Below are 23,217 nucleotides of genomic sequence, written 5' to 3' on the forward strand. Positions count from 1 at the left end.
ACGCTTACTTGCAGACCACTTAATTACAAAATCGGCAGTTTGTACCTCATCGGACATGGCCCAATAAAGCATCACCGTTTTTGCAGCTATAAACTCAGGCAGTTGTTCAACGTTCTCTAATATGACCTTTGAACGACTCGTTTTCTCTTCAAGAGAAACGGCATTCTTTAAACCACGAATCTCACGACGGATTCGTTTCTTTTCTTCATCTATCATCACAAAATAATAAACTGTTCTTATTTTTTTATCAAGGCTGGTAAGCCGATTCTCTCAATATAGAAGCATAATCATCCTCCGCCATCAATTGGGGAATGCTTAATTCTGAATGCTTAGTCATGTATGATTTTACGATTTGTAAACCAATCCAAGTTCCAATACGTCCTGGTGATTCCTGCGGCATACCCGTGGTGAAAGGTGCATCGTTAATATAATTACGAGTCATATTGGTATGGGTACTAAACAAATGCTTTTGCTCAATCAGATATGCCCAAACCTGAGTTTCATTATCTACACACCACTTATAATCCTCATTGTTGTATTTAATGATATCAGACTCTGCTTTTTCTGGCAAAAGGGCCTGTAAGAAATAGAGAATCTTACCTTGATAAATCATTTGCTCCATTAAATTGTGTGCTTTGGGCTTAAAAGGAAACTCGGTTAAGCCATAGGCCAAAAGAATATCCTGAGCAATTCTATTGGGTGTCATGTTCTCGCGCAAATAAACAGGACGCCTAAGTAGCGCATAAAACTCGCATTCCTCTCCCAAATACTTATCCAGGCTAACACCAATTAAACCCTCATCAACAACTATAGATTGATTAAAACCTGAGATCTGAGAAAATATCTTTGGAATTTCAGCTTGCGGATAGTAATATTTCAGATGTTTAAATCCCTCCGTTAACTCCTCCTCTTGAATATCAAGATTAGGGAATATCGAATCAATCTGATTCGCAACTAGGTTCATCGTTGAATCATTTAGAAACTTATTCAGATATTGGCTATAATTCAGGTCATCAATATGGCCTAAACCAATTACCTTTTCGGAATATAATCTTAAGATTCGTGGATATTTGCTTTTCAAGTCCTCTAAAGAACTTCCTTTTTTGAGATCAAAAAGCTTTTGTTCAAAGCGTTCGATATTAATTTCCAGATCGATATCTGACACATCAACCTTAAGCTTATTCGATTGACATGCTACAAACATACAGGTCATTCCTAAAAGCAAACCAAATGCTAATTTTCTCATTATTATCTATAAAATTTAAAATAAAGCCTATCTCTTTTCAATGCGCATCATCTTGATTAAGAAAAATTCAAAATAGAACTCATTCTAAACAAGTCACCATCAAAATTACCAAAATACAGGAGGCATCAAAGTTAAAAATCCATATTTATAAGGCTTAATTTTGTTTACTCATTAGCTCTTTGGGCTTTAAAAGATTAATGATTTATCATTAACTTTGCGAATCTCCTTCTCTAAGGAAGGAAAACCTAATTTGTCGTAAATCATACAGAAATGAAGATTGTTTTAGCACAACTGAACTATCATATAGGAAACTTCGAACTCAATTCCAATAAAATTATCGAAGCCATAAATAAAGCAAAAAGCAAACAAGCTGATTTGGTTGTTTTTTCAGAATTGGCAATTTGTGGCTATCCTCCCAAAGATTTATTGGAGAGAAAAGATTTTATTGAGAAAACACTAAATGCTATCGATCTGGTTGCTTCACATTGTGTTGATATTGCTGCTGTAATGGGTGGCCCATCAATCAATCCTCATTCCAAAGGCAAAAACTTATACAACTCTGCCTTTTTCATGTGTGATGGGAAAGTTCAGAGCATTCACAACAAGACTCTTCTACCTACATACGACATTTTCGATGAGTACCGCTATTTCGAACCCAACACCGAATTCAATCTGGTCGAGTATAAAGGCAAGAAAATAGCCCTTACCATTTGTGAAGACTTATGGGAAAAGCAGCCTGTAGATAACAATTTTGCGAAGGAAGAGTTGTATACCATCTCGCCTATGGAAAAATTGAGCCAGCTAAAACCTGACTTTGTTGTGAATATTGCAGCATCGCCTTTTTCACACAATCATGAGAAAATCAGAACTGAGATTCTTCAGTCTGTTTCCAAAACATATCAATTGCCTCTTATCTACGTGAATCAGATTGGAGCCCATACCGAATTGATTTTCGATGGCGATTCCATGGCTATCAACTCAAAAGGTGATGTGGCTTGCCGTCTCAACTATTTTGAGGAAGATTTCGCCCTCATCGATCTCGATGAAATTGAAAACCAGAAAGCTGAAGAGAAAGAGGTTGATTATATCGAAAAAATCCATGATGCGCTTGTTCTGGGTCTTAAGGATTACTTCGGTAAAATGGGCTTCAAGAAAGCGACATTGGGTCTTTCGGGTGGTATCGATTCTGCAGTAACTGTTGTATTAGCAGAAAGAGCATTGGGAAAAGAAAACGTTCGTGTTTTGCTAATGCCTTCAGAATTCTCTTCTGATCATTCGGTGAAAGATGCAATAGACTTAGCGAATAACTTAGGTATTCAATACGAAATTGTGCCTATTCAAGATATTTTTAAATCATTTGAAAGCAGCTTGGCTCCTATCTTCGGCGATTTACCTTTTAATATTGCAGAAGAAAACATACAAGCTCGAATTAGAGGAACATTGATAATGGGATTATCAAATAAGTTCGGTCATATCGTCTTGAACACCTCAAACAAGAGTGAATCTGCAGTAGGTTACGGAACGCTATACGGCGATATGAATGGCGGAATTGCAGTTTTGGGCGATGTTTATAAAACTGACGTTTTCAAACTAGCTTACTTTATGAATAAGGATGAAGAAGTGATTCCTTTGAATAGTATCGTAAAACCACCATCAGCTGAATTACGTCCTGATCAGAAAGATTCTGATTCTCTTCCTGATTACGAACTACTTGATGAGATCCTCTTCATGTATATCGAAAAGAATATGCCTGTTAGTGAAATTATAGAGCAAGGATTTGCTAAAGAGGTCGTTGATAAGATCATTAGATTGGTTAACATGAATGAGTATAAAAGATTCCAGACGGCACCTGTTTTACGCGTTTCATCTAAGGCATTTGGTTATGGAAGAAAAATTCCTTTGGTCGCAAAACATTAAAAACAAGCACATCTGACTGACTATGTAGTTATTACAACACAATAATAATTACAGATATATTTCTTTATTCCTTTTGCCATTTAATTTGATTTTCATACATTTGGAATGTTTTATAACATATCCGATTTCTATATTCATATACCAGGTCCGATCATGATTGAAAGTGATAAAAAGATTCGAGAACAAATCTGTTTAGAGGTAATTAACAATCCAAATTCAGTATTTAATGTTCTTACTCCAGAAGAAAAAGAAAACATTCTACACAACATGAGTTGTAGCTTTTTTAAGAAGGGTGAATACATTTATAAAGAAGGCGAAAAACCTCTTGGACTGATCTCTTTAAAAGAAGGGAAAGTGAAGATATTCAAAGAAGGTGTTGGCGGACGTGAACAAATTGTACGTATGGCGAAACCAGTAGGTTTTATAGGATATAGGGCTCTTTTTGCAGAAGAAAACAATATTGCATCAGCTGTTGCTATTGAAGATTGTGTAACCTGTACTGTGACCTATGATATGATTCTAAAACTTATTAAAACCAATTCTGAGCTTTCTTTAAGCATCATTCGTTCTTTTGCTACTGAATTAGGTTTCTCAAATAATAGAACCGTCACCTTAACTCAGAAGCATATTCGAGGACGTTTGGCTGAATCTTTATTGTTCCTTCGCGATACTTATGGTTTCGAAGATGATGGGATGACAATCAAGGTTTATCTTTCAAGAGAAGATATTGCCAACTTATCAAACATGACAACATCTAATGCCATTAGAACGCTTTCAACTTTTGCAAGCGAAGGTGTAATTGCAATTGATGGTAGAAAAATTAAGATTTTAGATAAGGTTAAACTAGATAGAATTAGCAAACTAGGTTAATCCAAACGCAAGATATTTACCAGGGAATTCATTATTGGATTCCCTTTTTTCATGCTCACAATTAGCCTCTATCTCTTCTACAATAACACTTTTGTTTATAAAAAAACCTGAGAGGTATTTCTACCAATCAGGTTTTATAAGAGAGGTTTCCCTCAATATATTTTCAATTACTGAATTAATTTTTCAATCTCAGCTTTTAGCTCATCACCAAATACTTTATTGGCTACAATAGTTCCATTCTGATCGATAAGAACAGTAGCAGGAATACCATTCACACCGTAAAGTTTCGCTGCTGCTGAATTCCAATATTGCAGATCGGAAACATGCTTCCAGATTAATCCATCAACTTCAATCGCTTTCAACCACTTGTCTTTATCTTTATCTAAAGAAACACCTAAGAACTCAACTCCTTTAGGGCTTAGCTCTTTATATAATTCAACCATATGAGGATTCTCTCTACGGCAAGGTCCACACCATGATGCCCAGAAATCGATTACCACAACTTTACCCTTAAGACTTGAAAGACTCATAGGAGTTCCTTCTGGCGTATCTAAAGTAAAGTCAGGAGCTGGTTGACCAATGGCAACTTTTTTCAAAATATCAATCTTAGACTTGATTAATAGCGCGCTGCTTGACGCTTTTACATCCTCACCAAAAGTATTGTACAACTCTTCCATCTCATCAACTTTAAGTTGATTCAATAAATTTCTATAAGAAACAACTGCTGCTACAACTGAATTACCATTTCCTTTCACGAAAGTCTTAACGGTTTCCATCTTTACAGAATCAACAGCTTCGTATTCTTTTATTGCTTTTTCTGCTGCTTCTTCATTCTTTTCAGACATCGCTTTTTTATAAGCAGCAACAATGGGTTCTTGCTTTGCTTTGAATTCCATCATCGTAGCTACAAAACCATTATATAGATCTTGAGAAACAGAACCCGTGATTTTAGCATCACGTAAAGATTCGATGTTAGCTTCTACAGAAATTGGTGCATTTTCAAGAAAAACAGGAATTGCACCTTTTTTATCATCAATTTGTAAATAGTACATATCAGCAACAGCTACACTACCTTCAATCTTAAATGCTCCATTTACGATATCAGCAGAATCAATTTTCACAAATTTTCTATCCTTTTCAATATTCAGATAGATTTTTCCTTCTGCTTGTCCTTCAATATGACCTGAAAGCTCGTATTTTTTTTGAGTATCACAGGCTGCAAAAAGGACTGAAATTGCAACTACTGCAAATAGTAATTTTTTCATAATAAACGTATTTTGATTTTTAAGTAAATATTCCGCTAAATCTAATTATTTAATTTGACTAGAAGAAGTTATTTCGATAAGTACGTCTTATTAGCCATCAAAGTTGGATTTAATAAGATTTACTTCAATTATTCAACTAATCATCTCCTTTTTTAACTTCATCATAGTAAGTATTCAACAACTTATAAGCCGCAATAAATGAGCTCATCTCATCATTTAAAACCTTATTTTCAAAATCAGGAATCATTCCCTTGATTTTGTTATCATGGTAAAAATTGTCTCGTAATTGTTCATGAATGGTCTCATACATCCAATATTTTGCTTGCTCGCTTCTGCGAGTTTCGAAATAATTGTTTTCATGTGTATGCTTACAATAATCCATAATCATATCCCAAATCATATCGATACCTGTACACTCAATCGATGAACAATTTAAAACTTTAGGCGACCATTGGGATGGTGATAAAGGGAATAAATGCAGGGCATTCTCAAATTGTACTCGAGCCAATTGAGCTTTAGTTATATTACTTCCATCACATTTATTGATAGCAATTGCATCTGCCATCTCCATAATACCACGCTTGATCCCCTGAAGTTCATCACCAGCACCCGCAATTTGTATCAACAAGAAGAAATCAACCATTGAATGCACGGCTGTTTCAGATTGACCAACACCAACCGTTTCTATTAAAATAGTATCGAATCCTGCAGCTTCACATAGAATTAAACTTTCACGCGTTTTACGAGCAACTCCACCTAAAGAACCCGCAGAAGGTGAAGGTCGAATATAGGCAAGAGGATCAACTGCGAGTTCCTCCATACGTGTTTTGTCTCCTAAAATACTTCCCTTTGTTCTCTCACTACTTGGGTCAATTGCCAAAACTGCCAATTTATGTCCCATGCCTGTAACATGTTTCCCGAAGGCTTCAATAAAAGTACTTTTTCCTGCACCAGGAACACCTGTTATACCGATTCGAGTTGATTTCCCAGAATAAGGTAAACAACGTTCAATAATTTCCTGAGCTGTCTTTTGATGTTCAAATTTTGAGCTTTCAACTAATGTTATGGCCTGACTCAAAATAGTCATATTTCCATCCAATATACCTTTGATGTAATCTTCAACAGAATACACCTTACGTTTTCGGTTTTTTAAACGCTCGGCAATATTAGGATTAATTGATGGAGGTCTGCTAATCCCTGAATTTACCTTTAAGCCCTTGAATGAAGGGTTGTTTTCTATATGACCTTTATCTTTTTTATCTACCATGATTGTATTTTTTATCTAATAAGCCAAATCGCATATCTAAAATTGAGCGACTTGAAGTCATTAGTTTAATACTAAAAGAATTTCTAATGACTATTCCGTTTTATTACTAATGCGAAATTAAAAAATTCAGGCTTATGAATAAACTAAATAGACCGAAACAATCCGTTTCTATCTATAAAAAAAGGTTGTCGAAATTAAATTCGAACAACCTTTTCAATATTATCAATTAGTAATATTAAAATATCAGAATAAGTTTCTGGCTCTAGTTTACTTTAGGCATAACCACATTCCCCATTACACGCAAATCAACTTTAGAGGTAGTAGGTGCATTGGTAATTACTGTTATACGTTTATTTTGGCGACCTCGCTTCCCTCTCGAATTAAAAACGACTTTCAATTCTGTAGATTCACCAGCCTTAATAACTTTAGATTGTGGAGAAATAGCCGTACAACCACAAGAAGCTTTTGTCTTACGAATCAAAAGATCAGATTTTCCCGTATTTTTCATTAGAAAAGTATGCTCAGCTTTTTCACCCTGGGACAATTCTCCGAAGTTGAAAACTTTTTCTTCAAATTCTAATTTTGGTGCATTCGCCAATTCATTATCGGATAACTTTGCAAAATCTTCGGTAATATCAGCACTAATTGTTAAGCGATTTCTTGGAGCAAAAACTCCATTTATTAATAAATCCAGATAATCGGTAACAAAACCCCAATCATTTTTCTTAGAAGCATCGTATACAGCTACAATTTTAGCTCTGCTTTTTGGAGCAATTTTTTCTGGAACAAGTTTAATATTTAAATGAGATGGCGTTCTTCTAAAGGCAACTGTCATGACACTATCCGTATCGTTATAAACCTCAAGCGTCGCTTCTTTAATCTCATTATTTTTCACCTTAGTAAAAGGCAAATGATTACTTGTCATTCTAAGACCAGCCATCATTCGTGGGAAAGAATCTTGAACCGTTTTAACACGAGCTGTTACGGCTCCTTTAATACGTAAAATAGAAATAGAAGGATTCGTATTCGCAGTTACAGTAATTGATTTATTGAAAGGTCCTGGACGATTTTTAGGATCGAAAGTTGCCTTAATAAATCCCTTTTGACCAGGTGCAACAGGAGCTTTACTCCAATCAGGAGACGTACACCCACATGAGGAACGCACATTCTGTATAACAATAGGAGAAGTTCCTTTATTTACAAATTCAAAAGAATAAACTTGTTTCCCTGTTTCTTCTTTAATTGCTCCAAAATCGTGAACTTTTAAGCCAAACTCCATCACTGGCTTGGCATTTTGAGCACTAAGCCCAAAGTTTGATAATACTAATCCAATCAGTAGGAAATAAAAAAATCTCATAATTATTGTATTAAAACATTTCAACTGCCCAATAGTTACAGTCGAAACTAAAGTTGTAAAAAAGAATTAGTTCAGATTTCAAAAGTAGAAATCATTCTCACAAAAATAATTAAAATCAGATAAAAACACTATATTATATCGTTAAATACTTGTTAATGGTTATTAAAAGCAAAATAGATGTCTCAATAGGTATAGGAGATCTACTACATTTAGATTATCATATTCTTCCTTAAAGAAATCTATTCGTTCACAAATTATTAAAATATTGGTTCTTAAATTGAAATTCCTAATTTTACTTTGCATGCAAAAAAAACGAAACACCTCCCTTTTTCATGCTATTCGTAGCTTTTTAAAATATTACTGGCAAGTAATTGATAACTAAAAAAATTGATTAGAACATATATTCATGGATCATATCATCAATAAAATAAAAAAACTAAGCCATAATTACCTTGAAGGAATTAAGGCAATTAGAACGCATCTGCATCAATACCCTGAACTCTCATTTGAAGAATTTGAAACGTCAAAATTCATACAGAAGCAGCTCGAATCTTATGGGATATCTTACAAAAGTGGTTTTGTTAAAACAGGTATTGTTGGAAAAATTGAAGGTAAGAATCCTAATAAAAAGGTACTTGCTCTTCGTGCCGATATGGATGCCTTACCTGTTCATGAAAATGAGGACCATACTATTTGTTCGAAAAACGATGGCATAATGCATGCCTGTGGTCACGATATGCACATGGCAAGCTTACTTGGAACTGCAAAAATTCTAAATCAACTAAAGAATGAGTGGGAAGGTACTGTTTTACTTATTTTTCAGCCTGGTGAGGAATTACTTCCTGGTGGTGCTAGAATGATGATGGCAGAAGGTGCTCTAACAACTGAACCAGATTTGATTATGGCACAACATGTTTTGCCAGATATGGAATCGGGCCATGTAGGGTTTCGTGAGGGTATGTATATGGCCTCAGGTGATGAGATCTATCTGAACGTAAAAGGTAAGGGTGGACATGGAGCAATGCCTCACAAATGCGACGACACGGTTTTAATAGCTTCTCATATCGTAGTGGCTTTGCAACAGATTGTCAGTAGACATGCGGATATTCGAATCCCTACAGTTCTCACCTTTGGAAAAATGATTGCTGAAGGTGCAACCAATATCATTCCTTCTGAAGTTAAGCTTGAGGGCACTTTTAGAACCATGAATGAAGAGTGGCGTACAAAAGCAAAACAACTCATAACTGATATTGCACAAAATACTGCAAAAGGAATGGGAGCCAAATGTGAAGTAGACATCAAACATGGGTATCCATTCTTGGTCAATGATATCAACTATACCCGTTCATCAAAAAGTGCGGCGATTGCATATTTAGATCATGATAAAGTAGAAGATATGGATATTAGAATGACTACTGAGGACTTTGGTTTTTATTCGCAGAAATACCCATCTTGCTTTTATCGTTTTGGCGTAAAAAAAGACAAATCAGATGGTTTACATACATCTAGTTTTGAGGCTGATGATATGAGTTTAGAAACATCGATGGGGACAATGGCCTATTTAGCGATAGATTTCTTAAACAAATAAGATTTTTATTATAGTAAAAGACCATTTTTTATAAGACTCAAGAGTCTTTATTTGCTGACTATTAAGGCAATACCGACAAAGACAAGTCTTTAGTCACTATTTAATTTCTTTTAAAATAGAAGAATTCTATTCGATTTTCTTTTTGTGTTTAAAATATGATACTACATTTGCAATTAATATTAACACTAAAAAATAAAACACAATGGCTTACGTAATAAACGACGATTGTATTTCTTGCGGTTCATGCGAAGGGGAATGTCCAGTTGAAGCGATCTCTATGGGAGATGAGCGTTATGTTATCGATGCAGATCTATGTACTGACTGTGGTACTTGCGTTGATGCTTGTCCTGTAGAAGCTATTCATCCTGAATAACCGTATCTCTACAGATATCATAAAAAAACCGATGATCAGATCATCGGTTTTTTTTTTGCTTCTATTTTTAGCCTGTTTTAGATAAATATTTTATTCTTGAAAATAAATACGTTTTACCCGACGCGATACAGTTGTTAGTATTTCATATGGAATAGTGTCAAGCTTTTCAGCTATTCTGATTAAAGAGTAATCATCTCCAAAAATGATAACAGAATCCCCCTCCTTAGCTTCAACATCTGTTAAATCAATCATGCACATATCCATACAAACATTCCCAACCACGGATACTAATTTTCCATTAACCAATACTTGACCGACCCCGTTGCTTAACTTCCTATTGAAACCATCTGCATAACCAATTGGGATAATACCTATGCGACTTTTCTTATCGAGTTTACCCTTGCGACTATAACCAACTGTTTGATCTTTCTCAACCCATTTTATTTGAGATATAGTCGTTTTCAGACTACTCACATTCATCAACATATTCTGCTTTGTAGCGCTTACGCCATAAAGTCCTATACCCAAACGAACCATCTCGAACTGAGCATTAGGAAATCGCTCTATACCTGATGTATTAAGAATATGTCTATCAATTTTATATGAAAAAGCTGTACAAATTTTCCTGCTCCATTCTTCAAATTTGTCAATTTGAGATTCTGTATAATCATCATGAATTTCTTCATCAGAACCAGCTAAATGTGAAAAAACCGATCGAATATGGAAATAAGAATTATCTTTAAGGTAGCTGATTAATTCATCTAATTCATGAATAACGAACCCCATACGGTACATACCTGTATCCAATTTTAAATGGATAGGATAATTCTTCAGACCTGATTTTTTGAGAATAGATTCAAAACTCTTCAATACACTTAAACTATAGATCTCGGGTTCCAGGTTGTAATCAATCATAGTTTCAAAACTATGCAACTCTGGATTCATGACCACTATGGGTGTACTTATACCATTGGTACGTAAGTCAACACCTTCGTCGGCAATAGCAACAGCTAGATAATCTACGTGGTGATATTGAAGAAGATTGGCTATCTCAGTAGAACCACTTCCATATGAGAAAGCTTTTACCATGACCATCAATTTGGTATTAGGCTGCAGAAGTGATCTAAAATAGTTCAAATTATGCACCATAGCTGTCAAATTGACCTCTAGTATAGTTCGGTGGGCTTTATATTGAAGGGCACTGGAAATTCGTTCAAATCGAAAATCGCGAGCACCTCGAATCAATATGATTTCGTTTTTAAATAGATTTGTATCTATCAATTTTAAAAAGGTTTCTGTTGTTGGATAAAAAATCGACTCACACTGAAATCTTTTTGCCTGAGAAGCAATATCAACTCCAATACCTACAATTTTATCAATCTCATTTAAAATGAGTAATTCAGATACCTGAGCATATAAATCTTCTGGTTGCAAACCTGACTGAAAAATATCAGATAGTATAACCGTTTTTTTTCTCTCTTTCCCATGCTGATTCATCAAATCGAGAGCGATTGCTAAAGATCCAAGATCGGAATTATAAAAATCATTAATCAGTAGGCAGTTATTTTGTCCCTCTTTAATTTCCATGCGCATGGCTACCGCCTGCAAGTCACAAAATCCCTTATAAATGTGCTCATCAGACAATCCTAAGTGAAGGCAAGTCAACCAACAGCTAATTGCATTTTCAATTGAAGCTTTATCTATAAATGGGAGTAGAATCATTTTCTCTTCACCATTATAAATAGCTTTCAATTCTATCTTACCATTATCAACCTTTTCTGAAAGAATCCGCAAACTAGCATCTGACTTCCGAGACCAATTCAGCAATTCTTTCGACTTTGCATATCGTTCTTTTATCGCATCACTTACGCTAGTATCGTCATCACAATAGACGATCCACTCACAGGAAGCAAATAGCTTCAGTTTTTCATCAAGTAAAGCTTTTGTATCTTCGAAATTCTCACGATGAGCAGCCCCTAAATGAGTAAAAACACCTCCAGTAGCCTGAATGATTTTTTCTAGCTTATCCATCTCACAAGGCTTAGAAATGCCTGCTTCAAAAATAGCTAATTCATCCTCACTATTCATTTGCCATACCGAAATAGGGACACCTACTTGAGAATTGTATGACTTGGGACTTCTAACAATTCGATAATGTGGACTTAAAACTTGGTATAACCACTCTTTTACTATCGTTTTTCCATTACTACCTGTTATGGCAATTACCGGATAAGTAAAGTTTTTACGATGATGTGCACTGAGCCTCTGTAAAGCATTAAGGGTATCTGCTACTACAATAAAATTACAATCTTCAAAATTACTGTAGTCAACACTTTCACTTACCACAAAAGCACGAATTCCTTTATCATATAGGTCGTGGATGTAGTCATGACCATTATGTCTTTCCCCAACTAAAGCAAAAAACAAAGTTTTAGATGCCAAAACCAAAGTCCGACTATCAATAGATAACCTGTCAATCTGGAAATCATCATCACCAACTAAGGTCCCGCCAACAATCTGAGCAATATGATATAATTGATATGTTTTAGATGAATTCAAAATCAGCTCTTAGGTAAAAGATTAATTGTATTGTAAGATAGGTAATTAGTTGCTTTTAACCTTGCGATAACAAACTCGACATAGAGGTTCGTAAGCATCTTTTTCTCCTAAAAGAACCAATTTATCCGTATCGGAAAGACGATGTGAATATTGAGCCAAATTGCCGCATTGCATACAAACAGCATGCACTTTAGTTACATATTCAGCTGTAGCCATCAACCCGGGAATTGGACCAAAAGGTTTTCCCTGAAAGTCCATATCCAAACCAGCTACAATTACGCGTATACCTTGGTTAGCAAGTATATTACAAACTTCAGCCAGACCATCGTCAAAAAACTGAGCCTCGTCAATACCAACAACCTCAACATCACTTGACAATAGTAAAATATTCGCAGCAGTTTCAACTGGTGTTGAGCGAATAGCATTAGCGTTGTGCGACACCACTTCATCATCAGAATATCGTGTATCAACTTTCGGCTTAAAGATTTCGACTTTCTGCTTGGCAATTTTTGCTCGGTTCAAACGTCGGATTAACTCTTCCGTTTTTCCAGAAAACATTGAACCTGCCACAACCTCAATCCACCCTTTACTTCCTGCACTATTAATATCGTTTTCAAGAAACATATTTATTTTCTTTAGTCATTTTACTTCGTCACACAAAAATAAGAAAAGCTCTAAATTTATTTAGTAATTTGCGGGATATTATCATCAAGTTGTACTGGGCTGTAAATCAAGTGAATTTATAAAACTCAATATTTAGAACAACTCATGATTATATGAATAAGATTCACCTACTTACAAGCTTTCACAGATGTATTTTCACTAAACATCCCATGGTGGATATCTTATTTTGAAAGAATCCGTATTAATCAGATAAATCAAACAATGGGTTAATTTTCATTTCTAATCTTTCAAGATGAGCGCCTTTATTAGGCTAAAATTTCATCTTGAAATAATTATAAGAACAATGAACAATAAAATAATCATTCAACTCATAAACAATAATCTTGAGGAAATTAAAAACCTGATCAATCATTTTCAGAATGAACAGGATGACTTAAAAAGCGGCTTTCCCTTGTTAGAATCTCGATTAGCTAGTTTGAATAAAGATGTTGAAATTCTCAAGTTAAATCTAGACAATCAAGAAATCGATTTTACCTCTACTCCCCTTGACTCGGAAAATAATTCTGACAAACAATCGAAATCCGTTATAGAAGAATATGAAATTCAGTCTACGCCCATAAAAGCAGCAGCAATAGAAGAAGTTAAAGCCATAAGTGAATCGCATTATATTGAAGAGGGTATACAACTCATTGAACCCATTAAAAATAATGTTGAAAAAACTGCTTCAACCCTTAATGATAAGCTTCAAGCTACTGTAGGCAAAAATTTACAGGAGCAAATTCAAAAATCTAAGCTAGTCGATATTCAATCCGCCATTGGAATAAATGACCAGTTCTTATTTATTCGTGAGCTTTTTGACAACAATTCTGAAGACTATAAGTCAGCAATAAATTATATCAATAAGCAAATCGATTGCAACAAAATCATTTCACATTTCAATAAAACGAAGCAGTGGGATAATGAGAAAGATGCCGTTATTCAATTCTTCAATCTTATCAAAAGAAAGTTCGAATAGGCTAATTCGTAAATTTGAACTGGAAAATTTAATTTTTCACAAGTAATGATCACAATCTCCTTATCTTTGAGCACTAATTAGTAATTGCAATACATTTTTCATGTCGAAACTTTATATAGTCCCAACTCCAATTGGAAACCTCGAAGACATCACCATTCGAGCCATTAATGTTTTAAAGTCAGTTGATGTTATTCTTGCTGAAGACACGCGTACTTCTGGTTTTTTACTGAAGCGATATGAAATAAGTAAGCCTTTAATTTCACATCATAAGTTTAACGAGCATAGAGCTTCTCAACAAATTGTTGATCGAATAAAAGCAGGCCAAACCATTGCTTTAATTTCCGATGCAGGAACACCGGCAATTTCAGATCCTGGTTTCTTTCTGGTAAAACATTGCTTAGATAATGATATTGAAGTAGAATGTCTTCCCGGTGCTACGGCCTTTGTTCCAGCACTTGTTAATTCTGGACTTCCTAACGAGCGTTTCTGTTTCGAGGGTTTTATACCTCAAAAGAAAGGTCGTCAGAGCAAACTAAACGAATTAGCTGAAGAACAAAGAACCATGATATTTTACGAATCGCCTCACCGCTTGGTGAAAACCTTAACACAATTTGCTGAAATTATGGGAGAAGATCGTAAAGCTTCTGTTTCTCGTGAAATCACAAAACTGTATGAAGAAAATGTACGAGGTACACTAACGGAACTTATTGCACACTTTTCTGCAAAAACAGTGAAGGGTGAAATCGTAATTGTGGTTGGTGGTAAAGAAATCGAAAAAAAGAAGAAAAAAGAATATATTAAGAAGGACCGAATTTAAGGTCTTATACAATTCCCCTTTTCCCTACGGATAAGGGGATTTTTTTTTGAATAGAAATTAGAAGTTGTGAAAATTTTTATCCAAGAAAAAAAACTTGTAACAAGGTAGATTTTAATACATATAGTAATTCTACTTAAAGATAAATCAACTTAGTTATGAGACTTTTAGCTTATAAAAAAGTTAAAGGATAAATTTTGAATCAGTTTCTTAGTCTTCATTCGTAAACTTAGGGCAAGAAATAGCTTTATCGCCTATCTTTTTAGCCTTTCTTCTACGTTCTAGTCTCTTCACATTTCTTGGACTAGAATAATTATAGTTGTATGTTAAAGATATCTCCAGACCTCCTTTGCTGGCAGATGTCAATTGCAACGCGGATACATCTATATCGTAGGATAGAAGAAATTTAAACCTATTCTTTTGAAAACCTATTGTAGGAATAATATCTTCCTTATTACGATACCATACACCATAGTGCAAAACAATTTTTTTATCACTCGTAGCCATTGCAAAGTTAGCACCTAATACTAATTCAGTACTTAAATACTCACTTTTATACATAAACTCTGGCTTGATATATAATCTCGAGCTTAACTTTGTTTCAACACCTCCATGAAAATTATAACTCCTTTTCAAGTTATTTGTAATTTCATAGAAAGACTCATTGGGCTGGTTTAGATGAGAAACAGCCATTCCAAAGAAATATTTTGTTTTCCCTCTAAAATAAGTAAAAGATCCCCCTAATGAGAAATCTATATAAAATAGGGTTTGTCTTCCTAAAGGTTCTCCTTTTTTCCAATCCTTATTAAAAATTGTTCCATCCCATTGTTCATCGAAAACCAGCTTATTATAATCGACTGATTTATTAACCAATTCGATACCTAAACCACCATGAAAGAACAGTGTATTGCCCCTATTCAAACTTTTATTTAACGATGTTGTCAACATCAATTGGTTAGTCTTCAAACCACCTTCACCAGCTTTATCATTAAAGATAACCCCTCCAACACCTAACCAAGAAGCGCCTAAGTATGGGAACGACAATTTTCCATCGATATATGCAGCTTGAGAAACAAAGGGGGTTGTGACAGAGTTCCATTGGTTCCTATAGTTCACGCCGGTTCTTACATTATAATCAGAGTTCCCTGTAAGTGCGGGATTTAGGAATACAGGCATCGAGTAGAATTGAGAAGAGTAGACCTGCTGCGCAGAAACATGCTTCAATCCTAAGAAGGCAATAAAGACAACAAATAGTATCTTATATTTATTCATACTCGAATAATCGAATTACTTGCAAATGTTTAATCCAGTTGAATATAACTCTGAAAACTGACTGCAACAAATTTATCAAAACAAATGGGTAATAAACTTTATTACCCATCAAAACATAGTGCGTTAAATTACGAATATTTTTTTACCGAAGCTTACTCTTTCTCTAACTATTCATTACACAAAATTTATGTTCCATCAAAAACAGATTTCAATCAACAATAAAATTGAACCGTTCGTCATAGTTTAGTTAACTAAAGTCACTTCGCCTCGTTTTTGCACAGAGGTTCCATTATCGAAACTAACATTCAGATAATAAATATAAGCATCCATTCGTTGCAACTGTCCTTTGTGTGTACCGTCCCAACCTACTTCAAGTCGATTCGATTGGAAAATTTGCTGTCCACCTCTATTATAAATAATAAAGGTTACTTTTTTAATATTATTACCACGTACAAAAAGCACATCATTATTTCCATCACCATTAGGCGTAAAACCAGATGGGAATCCAACAAAATTTTCACCCTGTGGGAAGGAGACATTAACTTCATCACGACCTATACAATTTTTAGGACTCGTTACAGCAACCGAATAATCACCTGCAGTACCAACCTCTATGATTTGTGATATAGCACCTGTAGACCATTGAAAGAAACTGTCGTCATTACCTGCATCCAATATAGCTGTTTCACCAGCATCAAGGCTAATATCATCTCCTAAATCAACTATTGGTGACGCATTAATAAACACATCAACACAAGCTGTTTCTTTATTACCAAAGGCATCTGAAACTTCAACACAATATTTACCTTTCTTATCAACATAAATACCTTTAGCTGTTGATTCGCCTGGAATCCACTTATAAGTCGCATCAATTTCTCTATCAATAATCGGTTCAAGGTAAGCTCTATCACCTTCACAAATTTCAATATCATCACCCAAGTCAACGGTGAATTTCTTTCCACCATTACTCGTTAATGTCAGTTCATCAGTATTAGAACAGCCATTTGCATTGGTTATGCTTACGCTATAAACGCCTTCTACTGTAACATCGATCGTTTGAGTTATTTCACCCGTACTCCACAAGTAAGTAGTACCAGCTCCAGTATTGCCTGCATCAAGAGTTATCGTTTCATCTTCATAGATATAACGATCAGTTCCTAAATCAACAATTGGTAAAGCATTAAATAAAACAACGATCTCATCTCGTTTCACATTACCATTATCATCAGTTACAACAACTGAATAGGTATCCGATTCAGTTACACTGATGGTTTGTGTTTCGTCTCCAGTACTCCATTTGTATTTATAATTCTGAGAGATACTTGGATTTGGATTAAGAGTTATTTCATCATTTACACAAGCTTGAATGTCACCGCCCAATTCGATGGCAAAAACATCATTCACACTTGTGATGTTAATTTCATCGCTTGCCTGACAGCCATTAGCGCTAGTTACAGTAACGAAATATAAACCACTCCTATCAACATCAATTGTTCTTGTGGTTTCACCATTAGACCACAAGTAAGTATCATTTAATCCTGCATCAAGCGTTTTAATTTCACCATCAGCAAGTTCATAATCTTCACCTAAATCAACAACTGGTAAATCAAGTAAATTAACTTGTACACTAGCCACTGAGGTTTTATTCAGATTGGTTTCTGCTACCGTTAATGTATATGTTCCTGATGTATTTACACGAATCGTTTCGCTAGTTTCACCCGTAGACCAGGTATAAGTGAAAGTTCCATCCATATTAATACTTGGAGACAATTCTATATCGCTTCCTTTACAAATATCTTTATCATCTCCTAGGTCAACCAGGAAGGTTTCAATCACATTGATATCTGCAGAAATGGTATCTCCATAACAATTGAATCCATTCTTCTCAATCAACTTAACTTCCTTAGCACCCAATTCATCACCCCACTGAATGTCAAAAGTCAACTCAGAATGAAGTTCATCGGCCAATAGGATGGTGTTTTCATTCAATACCGTCGCTCCATCTGGAACAAAGATTTCATATCTCTTACTATTAGCAGGAGATGTTGGTGTGATATTTGGATCATGTCTTAGAATATTTACCTTATACGATTGTAAAGTTCCAGCCATAACAACTGGTTCAAAATCTAAGAATTTTGTATCTGGTAAACCAAGTACATCAATCTCAACTCTATGATCATCGATATTCTCAACAATTTCAAGACCTGAAAGACTCTTGCCCTCAACAATCATGATTTCTGAACGCGATTTTCTTCCGGATGTGTTTCGAATGGTCACAACGAAATCAAAAGTAGACGTCCAAATTTCATCAGCGCCTTGAGGCAATACAGCAGGTTCTCTATCTACAGAATACTTAAATGTCCATGGAATAGGACCAGTGTAATTCACGGTACAAGCTATCTCCGCTCTCGGATTAACCCCATTATTTGCAGAACAAACATAAGGTGTAGATAAATCATCGAAAATAATAGTTGGTGCATCACCTGAAACGGTAACCGCTAGAACCAAAGGTTCACCCAAACAACGACTCAGCTTATCAACAGGGTAAACCTTTATCTGATAATTACCAGAAACATTAAAGGTATACTCTTCAGAGATATGTGTATTAGACGCTAAATTAACTGTTGTCCCAGCATCTACGCTATAAATTTCCCAACGGTAATCAACAGCTGTATTCTCTTCGGCCTTAAAGCTCAAGGCAGTTCCCTTTACTACATTATGCTGCGCCACAACAGCTAATCCTCCTAGAAGGATCGCTATTGCAGTTAGCAGTGTTTTATGTAGTAAGGTTCTTAACATCTATTTCTTTTTATTTAAGTATAAATCTAATTTACCGTAATAGTTCCTGTAATAACAGGCTGCTTAAATATAGTTCTTGTATGTATATCTTGTCCAGCAACGATATTAAGATTTCCTCCATATTTATTAAAGGCACTAATTATCGTTATCTTATTAATTGTTTCATTGTTAATATCTTCAATTATTCCTTCAATCGGAAATAATTTGTCTGCAAAATCAACTGTTGCAGTTCTATCCTCTGCTTCTCCTGCAATTCGATAAGTTACAGTTAGAGGGTAATGGGTTTCCGATAAATCAGTATCGGTATCGAATTTAGCTACTAAAAGTGTAGCAAAACTATTATCATCATCAGAACAATCTTCCGATGCTAATTGATCAAAGGCTATTGTAGGTGTAGATCCCACCGTATATTTCCATGACTTTTTATTTGTACAACCGTTATTTCCAGTTGCATGCAAGGTAAGATAATACTCCCCATCTTGTAACCATTCCACCGAAATGGCATTGCTTTCACCAGATACGGGTGATAATAAACATTCCAAAGCAGTTGCTTCAGCCGTTAATAAATTATTAGTATAAACTTTCCAATCGTAAGTTTGAACATCGGCATTGGCCGCTACTTTATATTTTATTTTAGAATTAAGCACAACAGTATATGCACCCTGCCCACTTGCCGAAGCAAGTGAGAGGATGATAATGACAAGTGTCATTAATGTTTTATATACTGAGCTTATTTTCATTTATATTAGTTTCCTCCTGCAATATTACCAATAGCAGGTAAGGCATTGAATGTATGTGTTACAGAATCTCCAGAACCTGTATCTTCAGCTAAAGTTACTAGGTCTTTTGTATTTGATTTATCAATTGCAAAAGTTACTAATGGTGTTGATTCCGCATTAGTCACAGATACATAAACCAAAACATAATCTTCATCACCAGCAACTGGATAGTTTCCTCCTACAGCAGTAATTGGATCTCCTGCTTCATCGTTAACAGATGTAATTGTAGCACCTGTCAAGTTTAGTCCAACTTGCCAAGCATTTACACTATTAGTAAATTCACGATTTACTCTGAATACTAAAGCTGATGTTCCCAGATCATAACCGTCATTCACAATCGGATTAAAGCCTGTTTGATCAGGACAGGTAGTCGTTTTAATACTAGGATCACCTGCAGCAACTGTTCCAGGAGTACCAGCTCCGGTAACATTAAGTGCAATCGCATTAAACGTACCTGCTGCTATTGTAACTTTATAACCTTTTAAATTCTCACAACCATTTCCTGCATCGGTCACCTTAAGATATAGATAATAGGTTCCTGAAGCTGTTCCATCCCAATTCACTCTTACAGTAGAGATACCTTTTCCTGAAAGAGTTCCATCTCCAGCTATTGCTGTACCAGTACCGTCAACTGCGGCAATAGTAAAATGATTACCTGCAGATCCAACAATAGGAGTTACACCAACACCAGCAGTTTGAGAGATATACCACTCAGTATCATTTGCTGCATTCATAGCACCAAAAGTATAAGTATGAGAAGAACCTTGCCATGGGTTATTATAAGTACTCTGTGCCTTAGAAAGTTCTGCTGAACCAACTAAAACAACAAGTGCTATTAATAATTTATATATGTTTTTCATCTTTTATTATTTAAACATTAATTAAATTCCTACGAAGCCACCAATTGAAGGCATCAAATTGATTACCTGACTATCAGAATCCAAACTCAAATCTGAAAGTGCTGTTGCGTCATCTGTAGCATTAGTCATCGTTAAGGTGAAAGTTGGATTACTTCCAGGAGTATTTGTCATCACAAGAGTTACAGTAACAGTATTATTAGTTTCTGCCGCGATAGTTCCTGATTTAGTTCCTGTTGCAGCTGGTGCTCCAGAAATTGTAAATGATACAGTTGCATCACTACATGTTACATCATATCCTCCACTCCACTTATTTGTCGCATTCTGACGAGTAATATCAAATGTCATAGTAGTTGTTCCTGCAACATAATCTGTATTAACATTTATATCTGCATCATTTACAACTGGCTGTAAAGCAACTAAACTAGCACAAGAAGGATTTGTTATAGTTGCAACGACATCAACATTAAAGTTATTCGATTTAGGCATAATATGCACAGCTTTATAGTTGCCTACACCACAAGTACTGCTCGCTGCAGTTACTTCAAGAAATAAATAAACTCCTGCTGCACCATATTTTGCAGCTGCATCTGTAGCCCAAGTAATTTCAACAGCAGCATCTCCATTTGTTCCTCCAATTAATCCGGTTCCTGTTCCTGTAAAAGCTCCAAAATCTGCAACTTCGCTACCTACACCATAGGCTGCAACAGAAGTACTCACATAAAATTTATAAGTAGCATTCGCCTCTACATCAGAAAATGTGTAGGTATGCTTAGCTCCATCATAAGGTTCTACAGCTGTACTTTGAGCAAATGTTTGACTGGCAAAAGATACTAAGCCCAAACAAACAACGAGTGATAATAATAACTTTTTCATATTATATGTTTTTTTAGATTTTACTAATTAAAAGAACCTATTACTGGCATTAACTTAATCGTATGAATTAAGTCTGCAGGTAGAGTACCTGGAGAAACACTTGTAACCGCATCAACAACAGAATTAGTTGATAATACAAATACTGGTGTTTGTCCTGGAACATTATTAACCGTAATCGTCAATGTTTGAGTATTTGATGTTAATCCATTTACAGCCACATTGGTTGTTCCATTATCAACAGCAATAGGTGTTGTAGATCCATTAAAAGTATAAGAATAATCACCCGTTCCAGTTTGAACAATATCAAAATCTAGATTCCAGTTATTAGTGTTACCTGATTTTGTAAATTCATAGGTTAAGGTTGTAGTTCCGGCATCATAAATATAGGCTGGATTTGAGGTTGGCGCAACAACAGCTTTCAAACCTGTTGTAGTTGGACAAGACTCTTCTGAAATTGTTCCTGGAGTATTATCAGCTATAGCAAGATTAAAGGCATTAGCAATAGGCGTAATTCCAACTGCATTGTAATTATCGCAAGTACCAGTTCCTGATATCTTAACGAAAAGATAAACTTCGACATCTGTTGCTGCAAGAGCTGGCCATGCAATTGTTGTTTCAGCTTTATTACTTGAAACCGTACCTGTAGTCGAGGTTATATAAGCAGTACGAGCAGCATCTACAGCACCTACTCCAACATTTGATGTACTAATATAAAACTCATAGTCTAAACCATCAGTAATTCCATTAAATGTGTAGGTATATGTATTACCTACAAAAGGCTTCAATTTTGCACCATCAGCATCAAGTTGAGCAAAAGTTTGAGTAGAAATCATTGTGATTCCCATACAAATTAAGAGAGAGAGTAAAAGCTTTTTCATAGCAGTTTAATTTAGATATTGTAAGTTAATTTTTATTTATTATTCAAAGCCACCAATGAGTGGGATTATTTTCAAGTTGTGTTGTATTGTAATTTCATCTTTTATTGCACTTTCTGTTCCACCATCTGAAATTTTAAAATCAATTGGTAATGCTGTGTTTATCTCATTATCCACGTCAATCGTGAAAAGCACATAATTTGTTTCAGCTGGTACGCTAATTACATTAGAAGCGTTTATTGGTGTTCCTGCATCTGTTGTCAGCACTAATTTGTCGACATCAGCTCCATTTATTAGATATGCAAAAGACCAAGCCCCTGTATCACATAAACGATTAACTCTAAACTGTACTTGTGATATCCCTGCTGAATAAGTATTCCCAGATGGAGTAATTACTGCTTGTAATCCATTTAAATCTGGACAGTGAGTTCCATTTATTATTCCAATATTGGTTTCAGGATCTGATGTTCCTGTTACGTCAACGACTTCAATATTGTTTTCTTTTGTTACCGTTACTGTTTGATCACAAGTCGCTGTGTTTCCTGATCCATCTTCTACAGTCCAGGTTACCGTTGTATTTCCAATTGGGAAGACTGCTGGTTCATCATTAGTTACACTTGCAATAGAACAATTATCGGCTGTTGTTGGTGTTCCTAATGCGACTGAACTTGCTGTACAGTTTCCTGCATCAGCATTAACACTTACATTTCCTGGACAATTGATTGTTGGCAATACTTTATCTTCTACGGTTACCGTTGAGGTACAAGTAGAAACCTGGGTATTATTATCCGTTACCGTTAAGGTTACCGTGTTAGCTCCAATATTTGAACAATCAAATGTTGTTTTGCTAGCTACCAAACTGGC

General features: G+C 35.2%; 20 protein-coding genes. 6 read left to right on the forward strand and 14 right to left on the reverse strand.

Translation table 11 applies throughout. From position 1 onward, the window contains the following. Positions 1–216 (reverse strand): 5-formyltetrahydrofolate cyclo-ligase (locus ABY905_RS04620; protein WP_372641038.1); only part of this gene is annotated, 216 nt, incomplete at its 3' end. A gap of 31 nt (positions 217–247) precedes the next feature. After that, complete coding sequence (gldB, locus tag ABY905_RS04625) at positions 248–1,246, reverse strand: gliding motility lipoprotein GldB (protein ID WP_372641040.1); 999 nt, start codon at positions 1,244–1,246, stop codon at positions 248–250. 270 nt (positions 1,247–1,516) lie between these two features. On the opposite strand from gldB, the gene ABY905_RS04630 reads away from it, so the two are divergent. Together ABY905_RS04630 and ABY905_RS04635 are read left to right on the forward strand one after the other, a co-directional pair. Next, positions 1,517–3,163, forward strand: coding sequence for an NAD+ synthase (locus tag ABY905_RS04630; RefSeq protein ID WP_372641042.1), 1,647 nt, complete (start codon positions 1,517–1,519; stop codon positions 3,161–3,163). Between the two features lie 105 nt (positions 3,164–3,268). Beyond that, positions 3,269–4,033, forward strand: a complete 765-nt coding sequence (locus ABY905_RS04635) for a Crp/Fnr family transcriptional regulator (RefSeq protein WP_372641044.1) — start codon at positions 3,269–3,271, stop codon at positions 4,031–4,033. Between the two features lie 167 nt (positions 4,034–4,200). Here ABY905_RS04635 and ABY905_RS04640 read toward each other — a convergent pair whose 3' ends face one another. The 3 genes from ABY905_RS04640 to ABY905_RS04650 all read right to left on the reverse strand — a co-directional run bounded on the left by ABY905_RS04640 (position 4,201) and on the right by ABY905_RS04650 (position 7,922). After that, a complete protein-coding gene (locus tag ABY905_RS04640; RefSeq protein ID WP_372641046.1) occupies positions 4,201–5,298 on the reverse strand; it encodes a redoxin domain-containing protein in 1,098 nt (365 codons plus the stop codon). Between the two features lie 136 nt (positions 5,299–5,434). After that, positions 5,435–6,565, reverse strand: coding sequence for a methylmalonyl Co-A mutase-associated GTPase MeaB (meaB, locus tag ABY905_RS04645; RefSeq protein ID WP_372641048.1), 1,131 nt, complete (start codon positions 6,563–6,565; stop codon positions 5,435–5,437). 262 nt (positions 6,566–6,827) lie between these two features. Further along, a complete protein-coding gene (locus ABY905_RS04650) occupies positions 6,828–7,922 on the reverse strand; it encodes a DUF1573 domain-containing protein (protein ID WP_372641050.1) in 1,095 nt (364 codons plus the stop codon). Positions 7,923–8,328: 406 nt separating this feature from the next. On the opposite strand from ABY905_RS04650, the gene ABY905_RS04655 reads away from it, so the two are divergent. Further along, a complete protein-coding gene (locus ABY905_RS04655) occupies positions 8,329–9,510 on the forward strand; it encodes a M20 family metallopeptidase (RefSeq protein ID WP_372641052.1) in 1,182 nt (393 codons plus the stop codon). A gap of 202 nt (positions 9,511–9,712) precedes the next feature. Next, on the forward strand, positions 9,713–9,883 hold the full coding sequence (locus ABY905_RS04660; protein ID WP_125029604.1) for a DUF362 domain-containing protein: 171 nt from the start codon (positions 9,713–9,715) through the stop codon (positions 9,881–9,883). A gap of 90 nt (positions 9,884–9,973) precedes the next feature. Here the strand turns inward: ABY905_RS04660 and ABY905_RS04665 are convergent, their stop codons facing one another. Both ABY905_RS04665 and ABY905_RS04670 read right to left on the reverse strand, forming a co-directional pair. Then, a complete protein-coding gene (locus ABY905_RS04665; RefSeq protein ID WP_372641054.1) occupies positions 9,974–12,442 on the reverse strand; it encodes a bifunctional UDP-N-acetylmuramoyl-tripeptide:D-alanyl-D-alanine ligase/alanine racemase in 2,469 nt (822 codons plus the stop codon). 45 nt (positions 12,443–12,487) lie between these two features. Continuing rightward, positions 12,488–13,066 (reverse strand): thymidine kinase, encoded by a 579-nt coding sequence (locus ABY905_RS04670; RefSeq protein ID WP_372641056.1) that lies wholly within the window; start codon positions 13,064–13,066, stop codon positions 12,488–12,490. A 343-nt stretch (positions 13,067–13,409) separates the two neighbouring features. Here ABY905_RS04670 and ABY905_RS04675 point away from each other — a divergent pair, with 343 nt between their 5' ends. Both ABY905_RS04675 and rsmI read left to right on the forward strand, forming a co-directional pair. Then, complete coding sequence (locus tag ABY905_RS04675) at positions 13,410–14,081, forward strand: hypothetical protein (RefSeq protein WP_372641058.1); 672 nt, start codon at positions 13,410–13,412, stop codon at positions 14,079–14,081. A gap of 100 nt (positions 14,082–14,181) precedes the next feature. Then, complete coding sequence (gene rsmI / locus ABY905_RS04680; protein ID WP_372641060.1) at positions 14,182–14,898, forward strand: 16S rRNA (cytidine(1402)-2'-O)-methyltransferase; 717 nt, start codon at positions 14,182–14,184, stop codon at positions 14,896–14,898. A gap of 207 nt (positions 14,899–15,105) precedes the next feature. Here the strand turns inward: rsmI and ABY905_RS04685 are convergent, their stop codons facing one another. From ABY905_RS04685 to ABY905_RS04715, 7 genes are all read right to left on the reverse strand, one after another. Next, positions 15,106–16,167 carry a PorP/SprF family type IX secretion system membrane protein gene (locus tag ABY905_RS04685; RefSeq protein WP_372641062.1) on the reverse strand — a complete coding sequence of 354 codons (1,062 nt, stop codon included), beginning with the start codon at positions 16,165–16,167 and terminating at the stop codon, positions 15,106–15,108. A 243-nt stretch (positions 16,168–16,410) separates the two neighbouring features. Beyond that, entirely contained in the window at positions 16,411–18,966 is a 2,556-nt protein-coding gene (locus ABY905_RS04690) for a gliding motility-associated C-terminal domain-containing protein (RefSeq protein ID WP_372641064.1), read from the reverse strand. A gap of 26 nt (positions 18,967–18,992) precedes the next feature. Continuing rightward, positions 18,993–19,676 carry a hypothetical protein gene (locus ABY905_RS04695; RefSeq protein ID WP_372641066.1) on the reverse strand — a complete coding sequence of 228 codons (684 nt, stop codon included), beginning with the start codon at positions 19,674–19,676 and terminating at the stop codon, positions 18,993–18,995. 35 nt (positions 19,677–19,711) lie between these two features. Continuing rightward, complete coding sequence (locus tag ABY905_RS04700) at positions 19,712–20,605, reverse strand: hypothetical protein (RefSeq protein WP_372641068.1); 894 nt, start codon at positions 20,603–20,605, stop codon at positions 19,712–19,714. 21 nt (positions 20,606–20,626) lie between these two features. Beyond that, positions 20,627–21,478: a hypothetical protein gene (locus ABY905_RS04705; protein ID WP_372641070.1), complete on the reverse strand. Its 852-nt coding sequence runs from the start codon at positions 21,476–21,478 to the stop codon at positions 20,627–20,629. Between the two features lie 23 nt (positions 21,479–21,501). Further along, a complete protein-coding gene (locus ABY905_RS04710) occupies positions 21,502–22,356 on the reverse strand; it encodes a hypothetical protein (RefSeq protein ID WP_372641072.1) in 855 nt (284 codons plus the stop codon). Between the two features lie 39 nt (positions 22,357–22,395). Continuing rightward, a partial coding sequence (locus ABY905_RS04715) for an HYR domain-containing protein (protein ID WP_372641074.1) occupies positions 22,396–23,217 on the reverse strand: 822 nt, incomplete at its 5' end.

Source organism: Ancylomarina sp., assembly GCF_041555295.1.
Lineage (GTDB): Bacteria > Bacteroidota > Bacteroidia > Bacteroidales > Marinifilaceae > Ancylomarina.

Bases quoted from the DNA above. Each gene is read 5' to 3' on its own strand.
- gldB (WP_372641040.1), bottom strand. From the start codon at position 1,246: ATGAGAAAATTAGCATTTGGTTTGCTTTTAGGAATGACCTGTATGTTT.
- ABY905_RS04630 (WP_372641042.1), top strand. From the start codon at position 1,517: ATGAAGATTGTTTTAGCACAACTGAACTATCATATAGGAAACTTCGAA.
- ABY905_RS04635 (WP_372641044.1), top strand. From the start codon at position 3,269: ATGTTTTATAACATATCCGATTTCTATATTCATATACCAGGTCCGATC.
- ABY905_RS04640 (WP_372641046.1), bottom strand. From the start codon at position 5,298: ATGAAAAAATTACTATTTGCAGTAGTTGCAATTTCAGTCCTTTTTGCA.
- meaB (WP_372641048.1), bottom strand. From the start codon at position 6,565: ATGGTAGATAAAAAAGATAAAGGTCATATAGAAAACAACCCTTCATTC.
- ABY905_RS04650 (WP_372641050.1), bottom strand. From the start codon at position 7,922: ATGAGATTTTTTTATTTCCTACTGATTGGATTAGTATTATCAAACTTT.
- ABY905_RS04655 (WP_372641052.1), top strand. From the start codon at position 8,329: ATGGATCATATCATCAATAAAATAAAAAAACTAAGCCATAATTACCTT.
- ABY905_RS04660 (WP_125029604.1), top strand. From the start codon at position 9,713: ATGGCTTACGTAATAAACGACGATTGTATTTCTTGCGGTTCATGCGAA.
- ABY905_RS04670 (WP_372641056.1), bottom strand. From the start codon at position 13,066: ATGTTTCTTGAAAACGATATTAATAGTGCAGGAAGTAAAGGGTGGATT.
- ABY905_RS04675 (WP_372641058.1), top strand. From the start codon at position 13,410: ATGAACAATAAAATAATCATTCAACTCATAAACAATAATCTTGAGGAA.
- rsmI (WP_372641060.1), top strand. From the start codon at position 14,182: ATGTCGAAACTTTATATAGTCCCAACTCCAATTGGAAACCTCGAAGAC.
- ABY905_RS04685 (WP_372641062.1), bottom strand. From the start codon at position 16,167: ATGAATAAATATAAGATACTATTTGTTGTCTTTATTGCCTTCTTAGGA.
- ABY905_RS04690 (WP_372641064.1), bottom strand. From the start codon at position 18,966: ATGTTAAGAACCTTACTACATAAAACACTGCTAACTGCAATAGCGATC.
- ABY905_RS04695 (WP_372641066.1), bottom strand. From the start codon at position 19,676: ATGACACTTGTCATTATCATCCTCTCACTTGCTTCGGCAAGTGGGCAG.
- ABY905_RS04700 (WP_372641068.1), bottom strand. From the start codon at position 20,605: ATGAAAAACATATATAAATTATTAATAGCACTTGTTGTTTTAGTTGGT.
- ABY905_RS04705 (WP_372641070.1), bottom strand. From the start codon at position 21,478: ATGAAAAAGTTATTATTATCACTCGTTGTTTGTTTGGGCTTAGTATCT.
- ABY905_RS04710 (WP_372641072.1), bottom strand. From the start codon at position 22,356: ATGAAAAAGCTTTTACTCTCTCTCTTAATTTGTATGGGAATCACAATG.